The organism is Micromonospora cremea (assembly GCF_900143515.1).
Classification (GTDB): Bacteria; Actinomycetota; Actinomycetes; order Mycobacteriales; family Micromonosporaceae; genus Micromonospora; species Micromonospora cremea.
The window spans coordinates 1,504,108-1,525,192 of sequence record NZ_FSQT01000002.1 but is presented as its reverse complement, the minus strand read 5'-3'; the positions used below and the strand labels follow the sequence as shown (position 1 = coordinate 1,525,192).

At 71.6% G+C, this 21,085-nt stretch carries 15 protein-coding genes; 5 read left to right on the top strand and 10 right to left on the bottom strand.

Annotated features, from left to right (window positions below):
- Positions 1-4: 4 nt before the first annotated feature.
- Together hemB and BUS84_RS40715 are read left to right on the top strand one after the other, a co-directional pair.
- Complete coding sequence (hemB, locus tag BUS84_RS20430; RefSeq protein WP_074314787.1) at positions 5-988, top strand: porphobilinogen synthase; 984 nt, start codon at positions 5-7, stop codon at positions 986-988.
- 191 nt (positions 989-1,179) lie between these two features.
- Positions 1,180-1,482 carry a helix-turn-helix domain-containing protein gene (locus tag BUS84_RS40715; RefSeq protein WP_280175145.1) on the top strand — a complete coding sequence of 101 codons (303 nt, stop codon included), beginning with the start codon at positions 1,180-1,182 and terminating at the stop codon, positions 1,480-1,482.
- Between the two features lie 286 nt (positions 1,483-1,768).
- Here BUS84_RS40715 and BUS84_RS20420 read toward each other — a convergent pair whose 3' ends face one another.
- The 3 genes from BUS84_RS20420 to BUS84_RS20410 all read right to left on the bottom strand — a co-directional run bounded on the left by BUS84_RS20420 (position 1,769) and on the right by BUS84_RS20410 (position 7,639).
- Positions 1,769-5,047 carry a lamin tail domain-containing protein gene (locus BUS84_RS20420; protein ID WP_074314785.1) on the bottom strand — a complete coding sequence of 1,093 codons (3,279 nt, stop codon included), beginning with the start codon at positions 5,045-5,047 and terminating at the stop codon, positions 1,769-1,771.
- Positions 5,048-5,140: 93 nt separating this feature from the next.
- The gene (locus tag BUS84_RS20415; RefSeq protein WP_074314783.1) at positions 5,141-6,157 is read right to left on the bottom strand and encodes a GNAT family N-acetyltransferase; all 1,017 of its coding nucleotides are present in this window, start codon (positions 6,155-6,157) and stop codon (positions 5,141-5,143) included.
- 72 nt (positions 6,158-6,229) lie between these two features.
- On the bottom strand, positions 6,230-7,639 hold the full coding sequence (locus tag BUS84_RS20410) for a lytic transglycosylase domain-containing protein (protein ID WP_074314781.1): 1,410 nt from the start codon (positions 7,637-7,639) through the stop codon (positions 6,230-6,232).
- Positions 7,640-7,693: 54 nt separating this feature from the next.
- Here BUS84_RS20410 and BUS84_RS20405 point away from each other — a divergent pair, with 54 nt between their 5' ends.
- Complete coding sequence (locus BUS84_RS20405; protein WP_074314779.1) at positions 7,694-7,906, top strand: FmdB family zinc ribbon protein; 213 nt, start codon at positions 7,694-7,696, stop codon at positions 7,904-7,906.
- A gap of 152 nt (positions 7,907-8,058) precedes the next feature.
- Complete coding sequence (locus BUS84_RS20400) at positions 8,059-10,899, top strand: ATP-binding protein (RefSeq protein WP_084757537.1); 2,841 nt, start codon at positions 8,059-8,061, stop codon at positions 10,897-10,899.
- Between the two features lie 97 nt (positions 10,900-10,996).
- On the opposite strand, the gene BUS84_RS20395 is transcribed toward BUS84_RS20400, so the two are convergent.
- Together BUS84_RS20395 and BUS84_RS20390 are read right to left on the bottom strand one after the other, a co-directional pair.
- Complete coding sequence (locus tag BUS84_RS20395) at positions 10,997-11,533, bottom strand: phospholipase (RefSeq protein WP_074314777.1); 537 nt, start codon at positions 11,531-11,533, stop codon at positions 10,997-10,999.
- A gap of 186 nt (positions 11,534-11,719) precedes the next feature.
- Positions 11,720-13,381 (bottom strand): glycoside hydrolase family 10-like protein, encoded by a 1,662-nt coding sequence (locus tag BUS84_RS20390; protein WP_074314775.1) that lies wholly within the window; start codon positions 13,379-13,381, stop codon positions 11,720-11,722.
- Positions 13,382-13,683: 302 nt separating this feature from the next.
- Here BUS84_RS20390 and BUS84_RS20385 point away from each other — a divergent pair, with 302 nt between their 5' ends.
- Positions 13,684-15,186 carry an amino acid permease gene (locus BUS84_RS20385; protein WP_074314773.1) on the top strand — a complete coding sequence of 501 codons (1,503 nt, stop codon included), beginning with the start codon at positions 13,684-13,686 and terminating at the stop codon, positions 15,184-15,186.
- 58 nt (positions 15,187-15,244) lie between these two features.
- On the opposite strand, the gene BUS84_RS20380 is transcribed toward BUS84_RS20385, so the two are convergent.
- Genes BUS84_RS20380 through arfA form a run of 5 tightly spaced genes read right to left on the bottom strand, consistent with a single transcriptional unit; the run spans position 15,245 to position 21,007 of the window.
- Complete coding sequence (locus tag BUS84_RS20380; protein ID WP_074314771.1) at positions 15,245-16,270, bottom strand: glycoside hydrolase family 43 protein; 1,026 nt, start codon at positions 16,268-16,270, stop codon at positions 15,245-15,247.
- Positions 16,267-17,121: a carbohydrate ABC transporter permease gene (locus BUS84_RS20375; RefSeq protein ID WP_208869702.1), complete on the bottom strand. Its 855-nt coding sequence runs from the start codon at positions 17,119-17,121 to the stop codon at positions 16,267-16,269. The genes BUS84_RS20380 and BUS84_RS20375 overlap by 4 nt, the downstream gene beginning before the upstream one ends.
- A 10-nt stretch (positions 17,122-17,131) precedes the next feature.
- On the bottom strand, positions 17,132-18,097 hold the full coding sequence (locus BUS84_RS20370; protein WP_074314769.1) for a carbohydrate ABC transporter permease: 966 nt from the start codon (positions 18,095-18,097) through the stop codon (positions 17,132-17,134).
- Positions 18,098-18,103: 6 nt separating this feature from the next.
- Complete coding sequence (locus BUS84_RS20365) at positions 18,104-19,432, bottom strand: ABC transporter substrate-binding protein (protein WP_074314768.1); 1,329 nt, start codon at positions 19,430-19,432, stop codon at positions 18,104-18,106.
- Between the two features lie 60 nt (positions 19,433-19,492).
- Positions 19,493-21,007, bottom strand: coding sequence for an arabinosylfuranosidase ArfA (arfA, locus tag BUS84_RS20360; protein WP_074314767.1), 1,515 nt, complete (start codon positions 21,005-21,007; stop codon positions 19,493-19,495).
- Positions 21,008-21,085 lie beyond the last annotated feature (78 nt).

Below are 21,085 nucleotides of genomic sequence, written 5' to 3'. Positions count from 1 at the left end.
CTCCATGTCGTACCCCGAGATCCGGCCCCGCCGGCTCCGCCGCACCCCGGCGATCCGCCGGCTGGTCTCCGAGACGCGGGTCGACCCGGCCGAGCTGGTCGTGCCGATGTTCGTCAAGGAGGGGCTGACCGAGCCTCGGGCCATCGCGTCGCTCCCGGGGGTGCTCCAGCACTCCCGGGACTCGCTGCGCAAGGCGGCGGTCGAGGCGGTCCAGGCCGGTGTCGGCGGGATCATGCTCTTCGGTGTGCCGGAGCATCGGGACCCGACCGGGTCCGGTGGCATCGACCCGAACGGCATCCTGAACGTCGCCATCCGGGACGTGGTGGCCGAGGTGGGCGACGCCACGGTGGTGATGAGCGACCTGTGCCTGGACGAGTTCACCTCGCACGGGCACTGTGGGCTGCTCACCCCCGGCGGCGACGTGGACAACGACGCTACCCTGGACGCGTACGCCGAGATGGCGGTGGCCCAGGCCGCCGCCGGGGTCGACGTGGTCGGGCCGTCCGGGATGATGGACGGCCAGGTCGGCGTGGTACGCCGGGCTCTCGACGCGGCCGGGCACACCGACGTGGCGGTGCTGGCGTACGCCGTGAAGTACGCCTCGGCCTTCTACGGGCCCTTCCGGGAGGCCGTGGAGTCGGCGCTGGAGGGTGACCGGCGCACCTACCAGCAGGACCCGGGCAACCTGCGCGAGTCGCTGCGCGAGGTGGCGCTGGATGTCGCCGAGGGTGCCGACATGGTGATGGTCAAGCCGGCGCTGCCCTACCTCGACGTGGTGTCGGCGGTGCGGGCCGCGGTGGATGTCCCGGTCGCCGCCTACCAGGTCTCCGGTGAGTACGCGATGGTCGAGGCGGCCGCCGCGAACGGCTGGATCGACCGGGAGCGGGTGATGCTGGAGACGCTCACCTCGATCAAGCGGGCCGGCGCGCAGATCATCCTCACCTACTGGGCTGTCGAGGCCGCCGGCCTGCTCCGCCAGCGCTACTGAGCGGCCCGTAGCAGGCCTCACAGTCGGGCCCCGGGGGCGGCGGTAGCCGCTTGCAGCCCCACCACTCGGGCAGACCCGATACCCCTTCGCAAAGGGCGTCAACTACGCCCCCGCCCCCTCGCCCACATCGGGTATCCACAGGCTTATCCACAGGGATTGAGCCTGGCCGACGCTACGGGGATGCTGGTCGAATGGCGTCGGCGCTCGATCCTCCTCCCCCCGGTCCCACCGTCGGTCGGTTTCCCATTGCTGGTCTCGTTCGACGAGCACGTCGGATCGTCCGGCTGAGCCAGCACCAGATGGCCCGCTTCGCCAAGGTCTCGCCCTCGACCGTGGGACGGGTCGAAGCGGGCAGCCTGACCCCCAGCATGGCCGTGCTAGAGCGCCTGCTCGGAGCGGCCGGGCTCTATCTGACCGTGGTCGACCAGAACGGTCGGCTGGTCCAGCCGATGGCCGACCGGGAGGATGTCCACGACGGTGCTGGCCGTCGCTAGCCCTCACACCTGGACACCATTCTCGACCCCGAGCCGGGGGAGTGGTGGGGGGACATCTACGGGCTGGCCCGACCGCCCGAGACCTATCACCGGAGCTCGGCGGACCGGGAGGCGCGGCGACGGCGTAGCCAGTGGGAGGTACGGGTCGCACAACACCGCCACCTGCCACCCCCGCCGATCGTTCACGACTACTACTGACGCCAGCGACGGCGCCAGCGGCAACGACAGCGGCCCGCCGTCCAGACGTGCACCTGGAAGACGGGCCGCTGACACGGTGCCCGGAGGATCAGTCGTCGTTCGTGATGGTGCCCGTCGCGAGCGGGTCGGCCAGCCGAAGGCCGGGCACGCCGGCCACCACCAGCGTCAGCTTCTCGTCCGCCTCCCGCTTCCGGTCGCCGCGCACGGTCACCGGAAAGGCCACTGAGGTCTGCCCGGCGGCCAGGGTGCGGCAGCCGGCGTACGGGTCGAAGTCCGAGCCGGCCTGCGCCGTGCCGCCGAGGGTGGCGGCGCAGAGCAGCACCGGCTGGGACAGCGGCCGGGACACGGTGGCAGTGAAGGTGAGCTGCCGCGTGCCCTTGTCGCCCTCGACCACCGTCGCGTCGGCGACGGTGAGCGACGCCCGGGACCGGAACCGGGCCACCTGCGGGTCGTGGTCGCTGGAGCCCCGCGACCCGTCGCCGCTGAACTCCGCAGGCCAGTCGGCGTTGATGTGCGCCGCCCGCACCTGCACCAGGTCGCCGTAGAGCGCGTCGTTGACGAACAGGTGGTCGAGCGTCTGCGCCTGCCCCTCGAAGCTGTACGAGTAGGCGGAGGCGGGGACGTCGGCCACCAGGTTGTCCCACAGGTTGTGCAGGCCCGCCTCATACAGCGGTGCGAGCTGGTCCGACGGGGTGGGCCGGTCGCCGGTGGCGATCGGATCGTCCGGGCGGGGGAAGACGTTCAAGTCCCCGCCGTACACCACCCGGGCGTTCTGGTCGGCCCCCTCGATCGCGGTGACGATCGCCGCGCCGTACGCCGCCTGCTCCCGACGCTGCCCGATCCGGCTGTCCGGGCCCGACGAGTAGTGGTTGCTGAGCGCGTACAGGGTGAACCGCTCGGTCGAGCCGGGCGTCGCGGCCACGCTGAACCTGCCCAGCTGGGGAGCCCGGGTGAAGACGTTGTTCCCGTCCCGGCCCGTCGAGGTGTCCACGTCGGACGGCAGGACCGCGTTGAGCGCCTTCGGGTTCTGCACGTCGGCGTTGGCCGGCAGCCCCGGGGCACGGTACTGGATGGTCGGTGCCGAACCCAGCAGCGGGTCGGTCGCCGTCGCGGCGGCCAGCGACAACCGGTCGGTGCGGTACAGGAACGCGGCGGTGATGCCGCGGGCGTCCGCGCCGGTCCGGTCGTAGGCGGCGGCGTACGCGGGACCGCCGGCCGCCGCCACCGCGAGCGCCAGCTCCTGGATGGTGTCCGGGGCGCCGTCCGCGTTGTCCGTGTCGCCGCAGGCCAGCGCCGCCCCGGACACCGTGCAGATGTCCTGGTCCTCGGCCTCCTGCACCAGGATCAGGTCCGGCGCGTGCAGGTCCTTGACGATCTGGTCGGCGAGCGCGCTCAGCTGCTCGCGGTAGTCCGCCTCACTGCTCGGCACGTAGTCGAACGGCGGGTCGACGCCCGGGCAGCCGGCGTTGCCGGCGAAGTCGCACCCGTCGAACGGGTCGTCCCGGTGGTCGTACAGGTTCTCCACGTTGTAGGTGGCGACCGCCACCTCCTGGGACCGGTCGGCCGGCTTCGGCGGGTTGTTCTTCGACGGGTCGGCCCCGGCGTCGAACTCCGCCCGCTCGACCTGGACGCCGTACTTCTCGAACGAGTAGTAGACCCCACCCACCGCGTCGGCGCGCAGCGTGTCGAAGGTGTGCGCCGGCGGGAGCAGCGCGGCGCTGTCCCCGGCGGTGCCCTTCACGCCCATGCTGCCGAGCAGCACCCGCTGGCCGTTGCCGTCGTCGAAGCGGCGGGTCGGGTCGTTGTCCAGCGGGTGGGAGTCCCGGAACACCCGCCGGGCGTACGGGTCGGCGCGGTCCAGCAGCGGGTCGTCCCGGTCGACCACCCACAGCTCCGCGTCGGCCGTGGAGGAGAAGACGTCCCGGCCACTCACCGCGCCGCTGCCCGCGCGCACCCGCAGCCGGGCGCCCTCGTGCCGCTCCCAGAAGCGCTGCGCGTCGATCAGCTCGGCCGGCGGGGCCGCGTCCGTCACCGCGACCGCGGTGGCCACGTCCAGGCCGGTGGCGATCCGGCGGACCAGCGAGGCGCCGGAGAGCTGAGTGAGGTTGAAGTACTCCGACACCCGGGCCCGGAGCACCACCTCGTCGCCGACCGTCGGCACGTAACCGCCGATCAGCGAGGTGAACGTGCCCATGAACACGAAGATGCCGTCGGAACTGCTCGGGTCGCCGTCGGTGTCGCCGGTGCGGCTCTGGAGGAAGAACCCGTGCTGCTCCGCCCCGGCCGAGGTGCGGGCCAGGGTCAACTGGGTGATCACGCCGCGTACGTCGTACAGCGTGCTGCTCGTGCCGTTGCCGCTCGCCGGTGCGAGCGGCGACCGGTCGGCCGGGCCGGACTCGGCGTCGGTGGTCGGGCCCTGCACCTCGCCGACGGTCAGCTCCCGCGTCACCTGCACGACCAGCGCGCAGCTGGCGGTGCCGCCGCCCGCGTCGGTCGCGGTGACCGTGACGGTGTACGCCCCGGCGGCGAGGTCGGCGCTCGCACCGACCGTGGCGCGAGCGGTGCCACCCACCCCTCCGGCCGGGGTGAGCGCGGTGCGGGTGATCGAGCCGGTCGCCGGGGCCGGGCTGACCGCGGTCACCGCCAGATCGACGATCGTGTCGTCCGGGTCGGTGGCGGTGACCTCGCGGGTCGCCGCCGTGCCAGCGGCGGTGACCAGCGGCCCGCCGCAGGCCAGCGTGGCCGGCGCGTCGACCGGGCCACCGCCGTCCACGGTGTGCGTGCCGAGCCCGTCGAAGGTGTCGACCGGGAAGCCGGCCCACTGTGCGGCGGGATCGAACGCGTCCGACGGGTCGGTGTCGCCGGCGGCCACGGCGGGCAGCCGGCGCAGGGTGTTGTCGGCGGTGCTGGTGGCGCCGGTGCCCCACTCGGTGCCAGGGTCGACGCCCACCTGGCCGATCGAGTCGAGCACGGTGGTGCCCCGGCGCAGCACGATCGCGTCGTCGCCGTTGAACAGGCTCGCCCCGGTCGTCTGGTCGGCCTGGGCGAGGATGGCGGACCCGGCCGAGGCGCTGGCGAACACGAACGCGTCGCCGGCGGCCACCGTCCCGGTCAGCGCGATGGTGGTCGCCGTGCCGGAGCCGTTGAAGAAGAGTTGGAGCTGGTAGCCGCCGGCGCTGAGGTCGACGGCGCCACCGGTGCCGTTGAACAGCTCGATCGCCTTGTTGTTCGACGAACCTTCGACGTACTCCGAGATGAACAGGTCGGTGGGCGCGGCGCTGGCCGCGGTGGGTGCGACGCCGAGGGCCGTGACGGTCACGGCGACGGTTGCTGTCGCGAGCGCGGCGATTGTGCGGCGCGGGCGCATAGGGCCTCCACGATGGGTGGATGGGAGTCAACGCACGTTAAGGTGCCCGGCTGTCCACCGTCCATCCCCCATTGGACAGTTTCGTGAATTCCCTCAGCGTGGCGAATCGATGCGGTGCACCAGCTCGGCGATGTCGACGCTGTATTCGCACCAGTCCCGGTCGGGCCGGTAACCCAGCTCCGCGTTGACCTTAAGCATCGCCTCGTTGGCCTGGGCGTTCCAGGTCTGCACTTCGGCCAGCGCCGGCTCGGCGGAGCGCAGCTCCAGCAGCATCCGGGCCTTGATCGCCCGATCGATGCCGTAGCCCCGGTGGTCCTGCGCCACGATCGTGTCGTACTGGTCGGCTCGGGTCGGGTGCTGTGCCGGCACCACCACCTCGGTCAGGCCGGCCACCTCGCCGCTCTGCTCGTGCCGAGCCAGCACGATGTACGGCTTCATGCCCCGCCGGTGGAGGGTGTCCAGGCTGTCGCGCAGCCGCTGCGGGTCGTAGGAGCTGGGGCGCAGCTCGCCGTCGTCGACGTCGCGCACCTCCGCCTTGGCCCGCGCGTACGCCTCGATCAGGTCGTCCGGCGGCCCGCCGGGGAAGAACTCCAGGTGGTAGCCCGCCCCGATGCCCGTGGCCATCCCGGCCAGCTCGGTCCAGTCCACCGTGGCGAGGTCGAGCACGCTGCGCGTCTCCACGTACTCCCGGGTGAAGCCGAGCGACTCGTAGAAGCCCACCGCCGGCGTGTCGCCGACCACCTCGACCCCGATCGACCGGAAGCCCTCCTGGTAGACCCGGCGGGCGGCGCGCAGCACCAGGTCACGGCCGAGCCCGGTGCGCCGCGCGGACGGGTGCACCAGCACCTCGAGCACGCCGATGTCGCCCAGGAGCAGCACATGGACCTGCCCGAGCACCGCGCCCGGGTCGCCGGGGCCGGTCGGCTCCGCCTGGGCGATCCAGGAGATCCGCCGCTCGCCGGGCATCACCTCGGCGAGATACTCCCGCAGGGAGTCCTCCCGCCACTGCGGGTCCTGCGGCAGATCGACCGCCAGAACCGCGTTCAGCGTGTCCAGCAGCGACGCGATCTCGGCGGACGACGCGGTCCTGGGGTCCCACTCGCGCACCATCACCCGTCTAGCTTGCCGCTAACAGCTGCCCGGGGGAAGTGTCCAGTTCTCCAATGTATGCGGACGATCACTTCACGTGTGGCTGGCCCGTCCGTACCGGTTCGCGGTGTCGTAGATGTCCTGGGCGTACCGCCGCACGTCGTTGTACGACAGGATCGCGTTCCACCAGTCGCCCGGAATGCTCAGATTGCGGCTGTTCTTGCACAGGTAGTTTCCCGCCGCCAGGGCGGCGTCGTCCAGATCGTGCGGGTCCTTGACGCCGTCGTTGTCCGCGTCGGCGCCGATCTCCTGCCAGGTGGTCGGGATGAACTGCATCGGCCCGATCGCGCGGTCGAACGAGGTGTCCTGGTCCAGCAGGCCGCGGTCGGTGTCGATGATCCGCATCCGGCCGTCCCGCCCGTCCAGCGGCAGGCCGATGATCTGCGGCAGCGCCTTGCCGTCCTGCCCCAACCGGGCGCCGTTGGCCGCGCCGTGCCCGGACTCGACCTGGCCGATCGCGGCCAGCGTGGTCCAGCTCAGCGCGCAACTGCGGTTGGTCTGGGCGAGCACCAGTTCGGCGTAGCCGTACGCCTGCATCGCGGTCGGTGGGACACCGACCTTGGCGCCGACCTGCTGCGCCCAGCCGGCCAGGGCGTCCGAGGGCCGTCCGCCGATCACCGGCCCGCCGGCCGGCCCGGTCGGCAGGCCGCCGGTGGGAAGGGGCCCGGTCGGCAGCGGGCCGGTGGGCACTCCGGACGGCAGCACCGGAGGCGGAACGGCCGCGGTCGGCGTGACGGAGGCGTCGACCGCGACCGGCCGGGGCGCGCGGATGGCAGCCGGGACGAGCAGCGCGCCCGCCGCGGCGGTCGCGGCCACCAGGGCGAGCAGGAAGACCCCGGGCAGGGTGAGTCGACCGCTGGGGCGCCGGGCCCAGGCGCGGGTCGCCCGGGCCGCGGTCACCGCCGCCTGGCGTGGCGGCAGGCGGAGCGCGTGCGCGAACGGGATCCGCCGTCGTCGGCCGGGGTCGGACTTCGGGGCGCTGGCAGTGCCGTCCACAGTGCTAGCCGCCTGGCCAGCCGCGGCGGCATCGGCCACAGGCGCCGGCTTCGCATCGCCAGCCCGCGTCCCGACATCCGGCCCGCCCGGCGTGGTCGCGGCGTCCGATCCGGTGGCCGGGCTCGGCGCGGTCGAGTCGCCAGCGGGTGCGTCGGCTCTCGTGCCTGCGGCAGGGGCGTCGGCCTTCGGGGTCCCGGCGGGGGTCGCGGCTGCCGGGGCCCCGGCCGGGCTGGCGGCCGCAGGGTCGGGGGCGGTCGAGGGCGCGGACGCCGTCTCCGTCGGTGGGTTGGGCGCACCGGTGGCCTTGCCGCTCAGCCAGGGCCGGCGGGGGCGGGGCACGGCCCGTGGCACCGAATCCGGCGCGGCCCCCGATCCTTCGAGCGGCCCGTCCAGCGGCGCGGCCGGTCGCAACGGTTGCACACGCGTTTTGTCCTCGCCGTCCACCACCCGTCGAGTATCACCCATGCGCCGTTGGACGTCAGGTCCCCGTACCCTGGTTGCATGCCCAGGTACGAGTTCCGCTGCCGCGCCTGCGGCGACACGTTCGAGGTCAACCGTCCAATGGCGGCGGCCGGCGCGCCCGCCACCTGCCCACAGGGACACGCCGACACGGTCAAGCTGCTCTCCGCGATCGCGGTCACCGGCCGGGGCGCGGGCGGCGGGGCCGCGGCCGCCACCGGAGGCGGCTGCTGCGGCGGTGCCTGCGGCTGCTGATCCGGCCAATTCGCAGCCGCTTGGTCGGCTGCCCTTGCCGGGAACGGGTCCGAGTGGCACCTTGAGGCGGCACCTGCCCGGCCGTTCTCACGATGCGTGACCGCTCGGACTCAGGCAGCATGAACCCGACGTCACGGGCGGAGGTTCCACGCATGTCGCCACGGATCCAGCTCCCGAGCGGTTGGGTGACCTTCGTGTTCACCGACATCGAGGGCTCGACCCGGCTGGCCCAGCTGCTCGGCCCGGACTACCGCCCCGTGCTCGCCGAGCACCGGCGGCTGCTACGCCGGACGCTGGCCAGCACCGGTGGCGCGGAGCTGCTGACCGAGGGCGACTCGTTCTTCCTGGCCTTCGACGACGCCGCGGCGGCGTTGACCGCCTGCCTGACCGCCCAGCGCGCGCTGGCGAACCATGACTGGCCGACCGCGGAAGCGGCGCCTCGGGTCCGGATGGGCCTGCACACCGGCTACGCCGAGCCGCGCGACGGGGAGTACGCCAGCCCCGAGGTGCACCGGGCGGCCCGGGTGGCCGCCGCCGCGCACGGCGGGCAGGTGCTCTGTTCGGCGCCCACCGCCCGCCGGGCGGAGCCGCTGCCACCCGGTGCCACCCTGCTCGACCTGGGCCTGCACCGGCTGCGCGGCTTCGACGACCGGGAACGACTGTTCCAGCTGGTCGCGCCCGGGTTGGAACGGCAGTTCCCCCGGCCCCGCACCGCCGACGCGGTGGCGCACAACCTGCCGACCCAGGTGACCTCGTTCGTCGGCCGGCAGGCCGAGCGGGCCGAGCTGGACCGGCTGGTGGAGGAGCACCGGCTGGTCACCGTGCTGGGGGCGGGTGGCGCGGGCAAGACCCGGCTCGCCGTGGAGCTGGCCAGCGGAATGGTGGAGGCGTACCCGGACGGGGTCTGGTTCGTCGACATCGCCGCGGTGACCGACCCGGGGTTGGTGGCGTTCGCCATCGCCGCGGTGCTCGGGCTGCGACCCGAGCCGGGCCGGCCGATGCTGGACACTCTGGTCGAGTACGCCGCCGGCCGTCGGATGCTGGTCGTGCTGGACACCTGCGACACGCAGCCGGCCGCCTGCGCGGAAGTCATCTCGCGCCTGCTCTCCGGTGGGGGCGGTGTGCGGGTGCTGGCCACCAGCCGCGAGTCGTTCAGCCTGCCCGGCGAGGTGGTGTGGCGGATCCCGCCGCTCTCGGTCGACCCGAGCGCGGACGGCGCGGAGAGCGACGCGGTGGCGCTGCTGCTGGACCGTACGGCGGCCGCGCGCGGTGGGCGGCAACCGGATCCGGCCGAGTCTGCGGATCTGCGCCGTGTGGTGCAGCGGCTGGACGGGCTGCCGCTGGCCATCGAGCTGGCCGCCGCCCGGTTGCGGGTGCTCTCCGTCGGTCAGCTCGCCGAGCGGCTGGACGACGTGCTCGGCACGCTGGACGCCGGCCGGGAGGACCCGGAGCCGCCGCCGGTGGAGCGGGGCTGGTCGGGGAACCAGCAGGACACCGTGGACCTGGTGGCCGCGGCGGCCGGCGCCTCGCCGCCCACGCCGGCGAGCAGGGCGGTGCAGCGCTCGGCCACCGAGCGGCACCTGACCATGCAGGCCACCGTCACCTGGTCGTACCGCACGTTGGGGCCGCGGGCCGCCCGGCTGCTGCGCTGGCTGGCCGTCTTCGCCGGGCCGGTGGACCTGGCGACGGTGGAGTGGCTGCTGGGTGACGACCCGTTGGATCCGCTCTCGGTGCTGGTGGACAAGTCGATGGTGCTGGCCGAGCCGCGCGCCGCCGGCAGCACGTACCGGATGCTCGATCCGATCCGGGCGTACGCGGCTCGGCGGCTGGTTGAGGCGGGCGAGGAGCAGGCCGCCCGGGACCGGCACGTGGCCTGGTCGGCGCACGCGCTGGAGCGGGCTCACCTGGGCCCGGACGGCCGGCCGGTGACACTGTCGCTCTACGCCCTCGACCCGCTGGCCGGGGAGCTTCGGGCCGCGCTGCGGTGGTGCACCACCGGCGGCAGCGCGCGAGCCGGCCTCCGCCTGGCCGGCGGGCTGGACCAGTGGTGGCGTGAGCGTGGGCTGGCCCGGGAGGGGCGGCTCTGGCTGTTCCGGCTGTACGGGCGGATCGCCGAAACCGGCGAGCGGATCCCGGAGGCCGAGCTGGCGGCGGCGTACCACATGCACTCGCTGCACGCCGGTGCGGACGGCGAGTTCGCCGAGGAGCTGCGCTTCTCCCAGCGGGCGGAGGCGGCCGCGCGGCAGGCCGGTGACGCCGGGCTGCTGGCCCGGGTGCTCGCCGGTCGGGCCGCGCCGCTGGTCGACATGGGACAGTTCGTCGAAGCCGAACGGGTGTGCCGGGAGGTCATCGACTGGGCGCACGGTCAGGACGTGGTCGGCGAGGCGCTGTTCGCGGTGTTCAGCCTGGCTGAGCTGCTGTGGCGCAGGGGCGCGCTGGAGGAGGCGGCGGACCTGCTGGGTGCGGTCCGTCCGGTGGAGGCGGCCCGGCCGGTGGAGCGGGGCCGGCGCTCGGTGGACATGCTGCTCGGTATGGTCGCGCTGGCCCGGGGTGATGTGATCGCAGCGCACGAGCACCTGCTGGTGGCGCTGCGCTCCCGGATGGGCCACGGCTACCACGGCCGGGCGTGCGACACGCTGAACGCCATCGCGGTGCGCTGTGCGGCCGGTGGGGACCGGTTGACCGCCGTTCGGCTGTTCGGGGCGGCGCAGGCCACCCGGGCGAGTATGCGATCCACACCGGGTATCTACGGCGGCTACTGGGACGATCAGCAGGCGGAGCTGCGCGGGGTGCTGGGTGACGCGGCCTTCGACGACGCGTACGGAGAGGGCGCCGAGCTGGGGTTGGACGAGGCGGCGGCGCTGGCGCTCGACGTGGAGCACCCGGACCTGGCGGCGGATTCGACCCGTTTCAGCACCGGGCTGTCTCAGCCGACGCCGCGTCGTCCCGCCGAACCCGACCGTCATCCGGCCACCAGAACCGAACGGGCCTGAGCCCAGCCTTGTTGATCAAGAGGTTTGCGTCAGGAAGCGGGCTTCCGATGACCGAAACCTCTTGATCAACGCGGCCGCGAGGTGAGGTGGGTGGGATTTAGCGGGCGGCGGCGCGGCGCTCGGCGTCGGCCTTCATCCGGGCGGCACGGTCGATGTCGGCCTGCTGCACGGCCGCCACCGAGCCGAAGATGCTGACCGCCTGGTAGTAGGTCCAGGCCAGGCTGAGGCAGGCGGGCCGGACCACCGCGTTGTAGGTGGCGCAGACCCGCTTCAGGTCCGCGTAGAAGGCGCTGTCCAGCCGGGACTTGTTGGCGGAGAACTGACCGACCGACTTGTAGTTGCGGTAGCCGAAGTCGTGTCGGTAGCAGCCCAGGTTGAAGGTGAACCCGAGCGGGTTGTCGGGGCTCGACGAGCAGTAGTCGGTGGACCAGTCGAAGGCGTACTCGGCCCAGGGCGCCCGGTTGACCCGGGCGCTGTTCCAGGAGTTGTAGCTGCTCGCGCTGGTCTGGGTCCAGCTGGAGAGCACCGAGAGTCGCTGCTCGGGGGTGACGGCGGCGGCGGGGGAGGCGATGGCGAGGGTGGTGAGCAGCGCGAGCGCGCCCGAGGCGAGCAGGGTGGCGAGACGTCGGGGCACGGGTTACCTCCGCGGGGGTGAGCGGTGAGGCGGTAAGTTACCGGCGGGTTACCGGATGTCGATCAGTGTCGATCAACTGATCAACTCATCGGTATGTCTCTTGCCAACTATTGGTTACATACGTTGAAACAGACGAATGCCCCGGGTGCTCGGTGGCACCCGGGGCATCCGGCGAGGGTCGTCCGGTCAGCGCAGAACGAAGGCCGGCGGACTGACCTTACTCTCGTTGGCCGACCGGTCCAGCGCGGTCATCTGGTAGGTGTACCGCCGGCCGGGCTCGGCCGAGGTGTCCACCCAGGACTGCATCGCACCGGCCGTGGCGCGGACGGTGTCGACCAGGTGTGCGGCGTCCGCGGTGCCGCACCGACTGGGCAGCGTGGTGCCGTCGAACCGGTAGATCGCGTACGAGGTGGCAGTGCCGAACGGCCCCACGCCGTCGGCCGGCTGACGCCAGGTCAGCCGCACTCCGTCGGCGTCCCGGGCGGCCTTGGTGACCACCGGGAAGAGCAGCGGCTTGGCCGGCAGGTGCGGCATGGCCGGCACCAGCGCCGGGCGCGAGTAGTGCTCGGCGGCGTAGATGTCGGTGGCGCCGAGCCGGTTGGCCCGCACCTGGACGGCGGAGAAGTGCACGTTGCCCTGCACCTCCGGGTACGCCCGGTTGAGCGTCAGGTGGTCGGACAGTTCCCGCGGGTTCTGCCAGAACGGCCCGTACGCCGGGTCGCCGCTCTTGTAGTCGGCCTGGCCGATGTAGAGCTGGACACGGGTGCCACGCACCGTCTCGGCCCACCACGGGACCAGCCGGGCGTAGTCCGCCGCCGGGTACTGGCCGATGTACCAGTAGAGCTGCGGCACCACGTAGTCGATCCACTCCTGCTTGACCCACTTACGGGTGTCGGCGGAGATGATGTCGTACGACTGGCTGCCGGTGGTGTCCGATCCGAGCGGGTCGGCGGCCTTGTTGCGCCAGATGCCGAACGGGCTGACGCCGAACTTCACCCACGGCTTCGCCGCCTTGATCTTGCCGTTCATCTCCTGGATCAGCAGGTTGATGTTGTCCCGTCGCCAGTCCGCCCGGTCGGTGAAGCCCCGGTTGTACGTCGCGAAGGTGGCGTCGTCCGGCACCTGGTGGGTGCCGCTGGGGTAGGGGTAGAAGTAGTCGTCGAAGTGCACGCCGTCGATGTCGTACCGGCTGACCGCGTCCATCATCGCGGTCTGCACGAACTCGCGGACCTCCGGGATGCCGGGGTTGTAGTAGAGCCGGCTGCCGGCCACCCCGGCCGGTGGGTAGGCGAAGGTCCAGTCCGGATGCTCCCGGGCCGGGTGGCCGGGAGCGAGCAGGTTGAGGTCGGCGCCGGCGCCGCCGGGGGCCGGCATGGAGACGCGGTACGGGTTGAACCAGGCGTGGAACTCCAGGTTGCGCTTGTGTGACTCCTCGACCAGGAAGGCCAGCGGGTCCCAGCCCGGGTCCTGGCCGCGTACCCCGGTCAGGTACTCCGACCAGGGCTCGTACGGCGACGGCCAAAGGGCGTCGGCGGTCGGCCGGACCTGCACGACGACGGCGTTGTGGTTCAGCCGCTCGGCGAGGTCGAGCAGGCCGCGGTACTCGGCCTGCTGGGCGGAGATCCGGTCCGGGTCGGTCTGCGAAGCCTTGCTGGGCCAGTCGATGTTGACCACCGAGGAGATCCACATCGCCCGGAACTGCCGCTTCGGGCTGGCCGGGTCGGTGGTGCAGGTGGCGGTGGAGTCGGTGCCGGCGGCGCCGGGCGCGGCGCTCGCGGGGGTGGCGGTGACGAGCGTGCCGAGCAGGGCTGCGACCAGCCCGGCGGCTCCGAGCCGAGTTGCCTTCATGCGGTGTGTCCCTTCGTTGGGGCTCCCGGGTGTTCAGCGCGGCACGTCCGGCAAGATTCGCCGCTGCCTATCTGCCGCTGGTAGGAAATTTTCACACTCGGGTCGTTATCGCAAGGGTTCGCGCGGATGGATTCGACCGCCGGTTATCGGGTCGTTCCGCGTCGATCGTCAGATTGCGCGACGTGACGGGGATCCCACTCCTCGTGAAGGGTGGTTGGCGCGGTTGGCGGCTCCCGTCGCTGGGTAGCAACGCCGGTCACCGGCCGCCACGGTGGTGGTCGCACGGTGGGAGGGGTGAGCGCGTGTCCGTGCTGCGGACCAAACCGATCAAGGACGTGATAGCCCAGAGCGGGGCGGACGGCACCGACGGCCGACCCGGGCTGAAGAGGCGGCTCGGCGCGGTCGACCTCACCGGCTTCGGCATCGGCATCGTGATCGGCACCGGCATCTTCACGCTCACCGGGATCGAGGCCCGGGACAGCGCCGGGCCGGGCGTGGTGATCTCCTTCGCCATCGCCGGCGTGGTCGCCCTGCTCTCCGCGCTCTGCTACGCCGAACTGGCCAGCAGCGTGCCGACCGCCGGCAGCGCCTACACCTACGCGTACGCCACGATGGGTGAGATCGTCGCCTGGATCATCGGCTGGGACCTGCTGCTGGAGTTCGCGCTCGGCGCGGCCGTGGTGGCCCGCGGCTGGTCCGGCTACCTGGCCGAACTGCTCGACCTGCCCACCCGGTGGTTCGGCGAGGAGGGCAGCACGGTCAACGTCGGCGCGATCGCGATCGTGCTGATCCTTGGCATCGTGGCGATCGTCGGCATCCGGGAGTCCGCCCGGATCACCAACCTGCTGGTGCTGGTCAAGGTGGCCATCTGCGTCTTCGTGGTGGTCGCCGGGCTCTTCTTCGTCAAGGCCACCAACCTCAGCCCCTTCATCCCGCCGGCCGAACCCGCCGGGAGCGGCGACGACGGCATCAAGCAGCCGGTCACCCAGGCGCTCTTCGGGCTGGAACCGTCGGTCTTCGGTTTCGTCGGGGTGCTCAGCGCCGCCGCGGTGGTCTTCTTCGCGTACACCGGCTTTGAGGCGGTGGCCAACCTGGGCGAGGAGACGCGCAAGCCGCGTCGGGACCTCACGCTGGGCCTGCTCGGCACGCTGCTGATCTCCACCGTGCTCTACATCGGCGTCTCGCTGGTGGTGGTCGGCATGGTGTCGTACACGGAGATCGACCGCGGCGCCCCGATCGCGTCGGCCTTCGAGGCGGTCGGCGCCGGCTGGGCGGCCGTGCTGGTCTCCATCGCCGCCGTCGCCGGCCTGACCAGCGTCATCCTGGTCGACCTGGTGGCGATGGGTCGGATCGGCTTCGCGATCGCCCGGGACGGGCTGATCCCGCCGTCGATCGCGACGGTGCACCCGCGCTGGGGCACCCCGTACCGGATTTCGGCGATCATGACGATCGCGGTCGCGCTGCTGGCGGGCTTCCTGCCGCTCTCCGCCCTGGCCGACCTGGTCAGCATCGGCGCGCTCTGCGCGTTCGTGCTGGTCTCGGTCGCGGTGCCGATCCTGCGCCGCAAGCGCCCGGACCTGGACCGGCCGTTCCGGGTGCCGTTCTCCCCGGTGCTGCCGATCGTCTCCGCGCTGGCCTGCTTCTACCTGATGCTCAATCTGTCGGTGGAGACCTGGCTGCGGTTCCTGGCCTGGATGCTGCTCGGCGGGCTGATCTACTTCGGCTACGGCTACCGCCGCAACCGGTTGGCCCGGCACGAGCCCACCGCCGCCCCGGCCCCCCGCGAGCCGGCCGCCGGCAGCTGAACCCGAACGTGCGAAAAGGGGCCCCTCGCGAATCGCGAGGGGCCCCTTTTCGCACGTGTCAGGGGCGGGGCTGCGGATCGCCCGTGGGCCCCTTGACGACCGGCTTGCCGTCGACCCAGGTCACCTCGTCCAGCCAGAGTTGGCGGCCGGGATCGGTGGTGCCCTCCTGGCCGGGCGGCCAGGCGTGGTACAGCAGCCAGGTCCGGCCGTCCTTGACCACCATCGAGGCGTGGCCGGGACCGGAGGCGGCCTCGTTGCTCTTCAGGATCGGGTTCTCGGAGGCCTTCACGCAGGGCCCGGTCGGGCTCTCGCAGACCGCGTAGCCCTCGGCGTACTCGGCGCGGTCGTAGGCGTTCGCGGCGAAGAAGAGGTGCAGGCGACCGTCCTGGCGGTGGAAGAACGGCCCCTCGATCAGGGTGCCCTCCCACGGCTCGGTCTGCTTGAGCAGCTTCGTCGGCTCACCGACCAGGGTCAGGCCGTCGTCGGAGAGACGCTGCGACCAGAGCCAGGTGTCCACCCCGATCGCGTTGCCGTCGTTCTTCCACAGCAGCCAGAGGCTGCCGTCGGTGTCCCGGAACGGGCTGGCGTCGATCGCCCCGCCCAGCTCGGCCTGGCAGATCAGCGGGCCGGCCGAGTCGTCCCGGTACGGCCCCTGCGGCGCGCTGGCCACCGCCCTGCCGACGCACTGCCGCCCGGCTTCCCGGCCCGCGACGGTGTAGTAGAGCAGGAACCGGTCCGGGGCCAGCTCGATCGCCTCCGGCGCCCAGGTCTTGCCCGCGTCCGCCCAGTCCGGCAGCGCCGGCAGGGCGTCACCGGCCTCGGTCCAGTCGACCAGGTCCGTGGACGTGAGCACCGGAACGTTGCGGCCGCCCGCGTTGGTGTGGAACAGGTACCAGGTGTCGCCCACCTGGATCGCCTGCGGATCCGGGGCGTCGGTGCGTACGACGGGGTTGCTGAACATCCTGGGGCCGCTCCCGTTGCTCGTGTAGGTGGATTCGTCGCCGTCGGAACAGCCCGCGACGAGCAACGCGGCGGCGATGATGATCGCCGCCGCGCCGCGTCGCCGGGTGATCGTGCGGGTCATCCCTTCAGACCGCTGCGGGAGACACCCTGGATGATGTGCCGCTGGGCCAACACGAAGAGGATCAGCACCGGCAGGCTGGCCAGCACCGCGCCCGCCATGATCACCGGATAGTCGGTGACGTACGAGCCCTGGAGCAGGCCCAGGCCCGGCGGCAGGGTGAGCTTCTCCGGGCTGAACAGCACGAAGATCGGCCAGAGGAAGTCGTTCCAGTTGGTGAGGAACGACAGCACGGCCAGGGTGGCCAGCGCCGGCTTGGACAGCGGCAGCACCACCCGGAAGAAGATCTGCCACTGGTTGGCGCCGTCCAGGATGGCGGCCTCCTCCAGCTCGTTGGGCAGCGAGATGAAGAACTGCCGCAGGAAGAACACCCCGAACGCGCTCGCCGCACCGGGCACCACGACCACCGCGAGGGTGTCGATCCAGTTGAGCTGGTCGACGATCAGGAAGTTCGGGATGATCAGCGACGTCGGCGGGATGAACAGCGTCCCGACGATCAGCGCGAAGCTCACCCCGCGCCCGCGGAACTTCATCCGGGCCAGCGCGTACGCGGCCATCGAGGCGGTCACCAGGACCAGCAGCGAGTGCAGCGTGGCGGCCAGCATGCTGTTGAGGAACCAGCGCAGAACCGGGTTCGCCGTGTTGTTGAGGATCTGCTCGTAGCCATAGCCGGCGAGCGGGTTCGGCAGCCAGCTCGGCGGGATCTGCTGGGCGGCGGTGTAGGTCTTCAGCGAGGTGATGACCATCCACAGCAGCGGAGTCAGGAAGATCAGGGCCAGCGCCACGAGCGTGGCGTAGAGCACGACCCGGCTCGCGGTCGCGGAACCGCGGGTGGTCCGCGTGGGCGTCGTCATGGCGGTCCCCTCAGTCTTCCTTGTAGCGGAAGAGGCGGAAGTTGGCGATGCTCACGACCGCCAGCATCAGGGCGAACACGATGCTCATTGCGGCGGCGCGACCGGCGTCGTTGTCCCGCAGGCCCTCCTCGACGATGAACCAGACCACCGTGCGGGTCTCCGTGCCCGGCGCTCCCTGAGTGATCAGGAACGACTGGCCGAACATGTTCGCCGAGGCGAGCACGGTCGTGGTGATCACGAAGAGCAGCACCGGGCGCAGCCCGGGCAGGGTGACGTTGCGGAACCGCTGCCAGGCGTTCGCGCCGTCCATCCGGGCGGCCTCGTACAGCTCCGGAGAGATGTCCTGCAGACCGGCCAGGTAGATCACCGCGTTGAAGCCGGAGGTCCACCAGACCGTGACACCGACCAGCGAGATCCACGCCCACGGCATGTTGGTCACCCAGGGGGTGTCCGCGGGCAGCCCGACGGCGCCGGCGAGCCGGTTGACCAGGCCCAGGTTGGCGTCGAGCAGGAACCGCCAGAGCAGGCCGATCACCGCGACGCCCAGCACGTACGGCGCGAAGTAGATCGCCCGGAAGAAGGTCCGGCCCGGGAAGGAGCGGTTCAGCAGCAGCGCCAGCCCGAGCGGTACGACCACCAGCAGCGGCACCGACAGCACCGTGAAGATCGCGGTGGCCCGGACGCTCTCCCACCAGTCGCCGTAGATGGCGGAGTCGCTGGAGAACAGGTCCTTGTAGTTGTCCAACCCGATGAACGGCCGGTTGGGCAGCTGGAAGTCCCACTGGTGCACGCTGAGCCAGAGGCCGAGGACGATCGGCAGCAGGCCGAAGACCCCGAACAGGACCAGGTAGGGGGCGAGGAACAGATATGGCGTCGCCCGTCCGGTCCGGCCCGCCGAGGCGCCCCGGCGGGCTGCGTTGGCCGCCGGGGGCGGCGCGTCACCGCGCGCCGCCCCGACCTCGATCACGTCCGCCACGGGTTATCAGCTCCCGTACTTCTTGCGGTTGTCCTCGAGCTGCTTGTTGGCCTTGGCCACACCGTCGTCGAGCGCCTGCTTGGGCGACTTCTTGCCCAGCGCGGCCTCGTTGAAGGAGTTGTAGAAGGTCGTCATGACCTCGCCCAGACCCGGAGCCGCCGGCGGGAAGGCCGCGTACTCCAGCTCGGGGGCGAGCGACGAGATCTCCGGCAGCGCCTTGAACTCGGCACCCTCACGGACGGCCTTACGGGCCGGCACCTGGCCGCCCTTCGCCCAGTCCAGCGAGTGCTCGCTGAGCCAGTTGATGAAGACCTTCGCGCCGGAGACCTTGTTGGCGTCGTTGGCCCGCTGCTTCACGATGGTGAAGTTGTGCGAGTTGGCCCACGCCGCCGGCTTGCTGCCGATCTGGGGCAGCGGCGCGACGCCCCACTGCACCTCCGGGCTCTTCTTCAGATCGTTGATCTGCCAGATGCCGTTCCAGGTGAAGGCGTTCTTGCCGCTCTTGAACGCCAGGTAGTCGGCATCCTGGCCGACGTTGGCCGGCGAGTAGCCCTGCTTGATCATGTCGACCAGCCAGGTGCACGCCTCGACCGCCGGGTCGGAGTTGAAGGTGGCCTTCGCCACGTCGGCGTCGAAGAGCGTGCCGCCCCACTGGTTGAGCAGGGAGTAGAAGGTCATGCCGCCGGTGAACTGGAACGGGCTGACCCAGAAGCCCTGCACGCCGGCCTTCTTGAGCTCGGCCAGCGCCGCGACGTACTCGTCCTTGGTGGTCGGCGGCTTGTTCGGGTCCAGGCCGGCCTTCTGCATGACGGTCTTGTTGTAGTAGAAGCCCAGCGGGTGCATGTCCAGCGGAATGCCGTACCGCTTGTTGTTGTAGAGCCCGCCCTTCCACACCGTGGGGGCGAAGTCGGCCTCGGCGAGCTCCAGGTTCTTGGCCACGTCGTCCAGCTCGGTGATCACGCCACGGGCGGCGAAGGTGGCGAGCTGGTCCATGTGCATGACCGCGATGTCCGGGCCGTTGCCGCTGGAAGCCGCACCGGGGAGCTTGTTGTAGTAGTCCTCCCACTGGTACGTGGCCACCGTCACGGCGATGTTCTTGTGCTCGGTGTTGAACTGGTTCACCAGCGCCTTGAAGATCTCGCCGTCGCCGCCGGTGAAGCCGTTCCACAGCTTCAGGTCGACCTTGGGACCGGTGTACTCCTTGCCGCCGTTGCCGGCGGCCGGGCCGGAGCTGCTGTCACCGCCGCCGCAGCCGGCGAGGGTCAGCGAGGCCGCGGCACCGAGTCCGAGACCGAGGCCGAGCAGGCGGCGCCGGCTCATGTCGTTCTGGATCATGCTGGTATCTCCTTGAAGGGGGGACGGGATGAATTGTGCCTGGTCAAACTCGATGCGACCTCAGGCGTTTGCCGGGCCGAAGCGCAGCACGCTCCAGGACACGGCGGGCAGGCGCACGGTGCACCGGCCGCCGTCGGGGGTGGGGGTGGGCATTTCCCGGGGCGTCACCCGGTCGGGCTCGGCCTCGGTGTTCATCGCCGACCGGTCAGACCCGGCAGCGAGGCTCAGGAAGGACAGGCCGGACATGCCCGGCAGGCCGCGCAGGTCCATCTCCAACGGGAGGTCCGTGGAGCCGCGGTTGACCGCGAAGACGGTCAGCTCGCCGGTCTCCTCGTCGTGCACGGCGACCGTGTCGAGCACCGGCACGTCCCCGTACTTCTTCGTGTCGTAGCGCGGCGACACCGGCTCGGTGCGCAGCACGGTGCCGCGGGCGTACCGGGCGGTCAGCGCGAACGGGTGGAAGATGCTCTGCCGCCAGGCCGGGCCGCCGTTGCGGGTGCGGATCGGCGCGATCACGTTGGCCAGCTGGGCCTGGGCGGCCACCCCGACCCGGTCGGCGTGGCGGAGCAGGGTGATCAGCAGGTCACCGACGACGACCGCGTCCACCGCGGTGAAGTCGTCCTCGATCAGCGCCGGGGCCTCGACCCAGCCGCGCCGGTCCAGGTCGGCCTGGAGGCGGGACTCGTACCAGACGTTCCACTCGTCGAACGAGATCTTGAGCTTGCGCTTGTGCCGCTGCTTGGCGGCCACGTGGTCGGCGGTCGCGACCACCTCGGTGATGAAGTTGTCCATGTCGACGGCCGAGGCCAGGATGCTGGCCTGGTCACCGTCGGACGGGTCGTAGTAGGTGTGCGCCGAGATGTAGTCGACGTGCTCGTAGGTGTGCTCCAGCACGGTCGCCTCCCAGGAGGCGAACGTGGGCATCCGCCGGTTGGAGCTGCCGCAGGCGATCAGGCTGATCGAGGGGTCGATCATCTTCATCGCCCTGGCGGCCTCGGCGGCCAGCCGGCCGTACTCGTCGGCGGTCTTGTGGCCGACCTGCCACGGGCCGTCCATCTCGTTGCCCAGGCACCACAGCCGCACCCCGTACGGGTCCTCCGCGCCGTGCTTGCGCCGCAGGTCGGAGAGCTGCGTGCCGCCCGGGTGGTTGGCGTACTCCAGCAGGTCCAGCGCCTCCTGCACGCCGCGGGTGCCCAGGTTCACCGCCATCATCGGCTCGACACCGGCCTCGGCGGCCCAGGTCATGAACTCGTCCAGCCCGAACGCGTTCGTCTCGATCGTCTTCCAGGCCAGGTCGAGCCGGCGCGGCCGGTCGCCGACCGGGCCCACCCCGTCCTCCCAGCGGTAGCCGGAGACGAAGTTGCCGCCCGGGTAACGGACCACCGAGACACCCAGCTCCCGGGTCAGCTCCAGCACGTCGCCGCGCAGGCCGCGCGAGTTGGCGCTGGGGTGGCCTGGCTCGTAGATCCCGCCGTAGACGCATCGCCCCATGTGCTCGACGAAGGAGCCGAAGAGACGTCGGTCGGCCGGGCCGATCGCGAAGGCTGGGTCGATCGTCAGCTGCGCGGTCCGCAAGGGGTGCCACCTTTCCTCATTGCCGGTGCCGGGTGACCGCAGTCACCGCCCACCCGGCCTCCCTGCTTTCTACAACGT

What these genes read in the sequence shown, in the direction of transcription:
- BUS84_RS20365 (WP_074314768.1), bottom strand. Translation starts at nt 19,432, where the DNA reads ATGATCCAGAACGACATGAGCCGGCGCCGCCTGCTCGGCCTCGGTCTC.
- BUS84_RS20390 (WP_074314775.1), bottom strand. Translation starts at nt 13,381, where the DNA reads ATGAAGGCAACTCGGCTCGGAGCCGCCGGGCTGGTCGCAGCCCTGCTC.
- hemB (WP_074314787.1), top strand. Translation starts at nt 5, where the DNA reads ATGTCGTACCCCGAGATCCGGCCCCGCCGGCTCCGCCGCACCCCGGCG.
- BUS84_RS20405 (WP_074314779.1), top strand. Translation starts at nt 7,694, where the DNA reads ATGCCCAGGTACGAGTTCCGCTGCCGCGCCTGCGGCGACACGTTCGAG.
- BUS84_RS20380 (WP_074314771.1), bottom strand. Translation starts at nt 16,270, where the DNA reads ATGACCCGCACGATCACCCGGCGACGCGGCGCGGCGGCGATCATCATC.
- BUS84_RS20400 (WP_084757537.1), top strand. Translation starts at nt 8,059, where the DNA reads ATGTCGCCACGGATCCAGCTCCCGAGCGGTTGGGTGACCTTCGTGTTC.
- BUS84_RS20420 (WP_074314785.1), bottom strand. Translation starts at nt 5,047, where the DNA reads ATGCGCCCGCGCCGCACAATCGCCGCGCTCGCGACAGCAACCGTCGCC.
- BUS84_RS20375 (WP_208869702.1), bottom strand. Translation starts at nt 17,121, where the DNA reads ATGACGACGCCCACGCGGACCACCCGCGGTTCCGCGACCGCGAGCCGG.
- BUS84_RS20415 (WP_074314783.1), bottom strand. Translation starts at nt 6,157, where the DNA reads ATGGTGCGCGAGTGGGACCCCAGGACCGCGTCGTCCGCCGAGATCGCG.
- BUS84_RS40715 (WP_280175145.1), top strand. Translation starts at nt 1,180, where the DNA reads ATGGCGTCGGCGCTCGATCCTCCTCCCCCCGGTCCCACCGTCGGTCGG.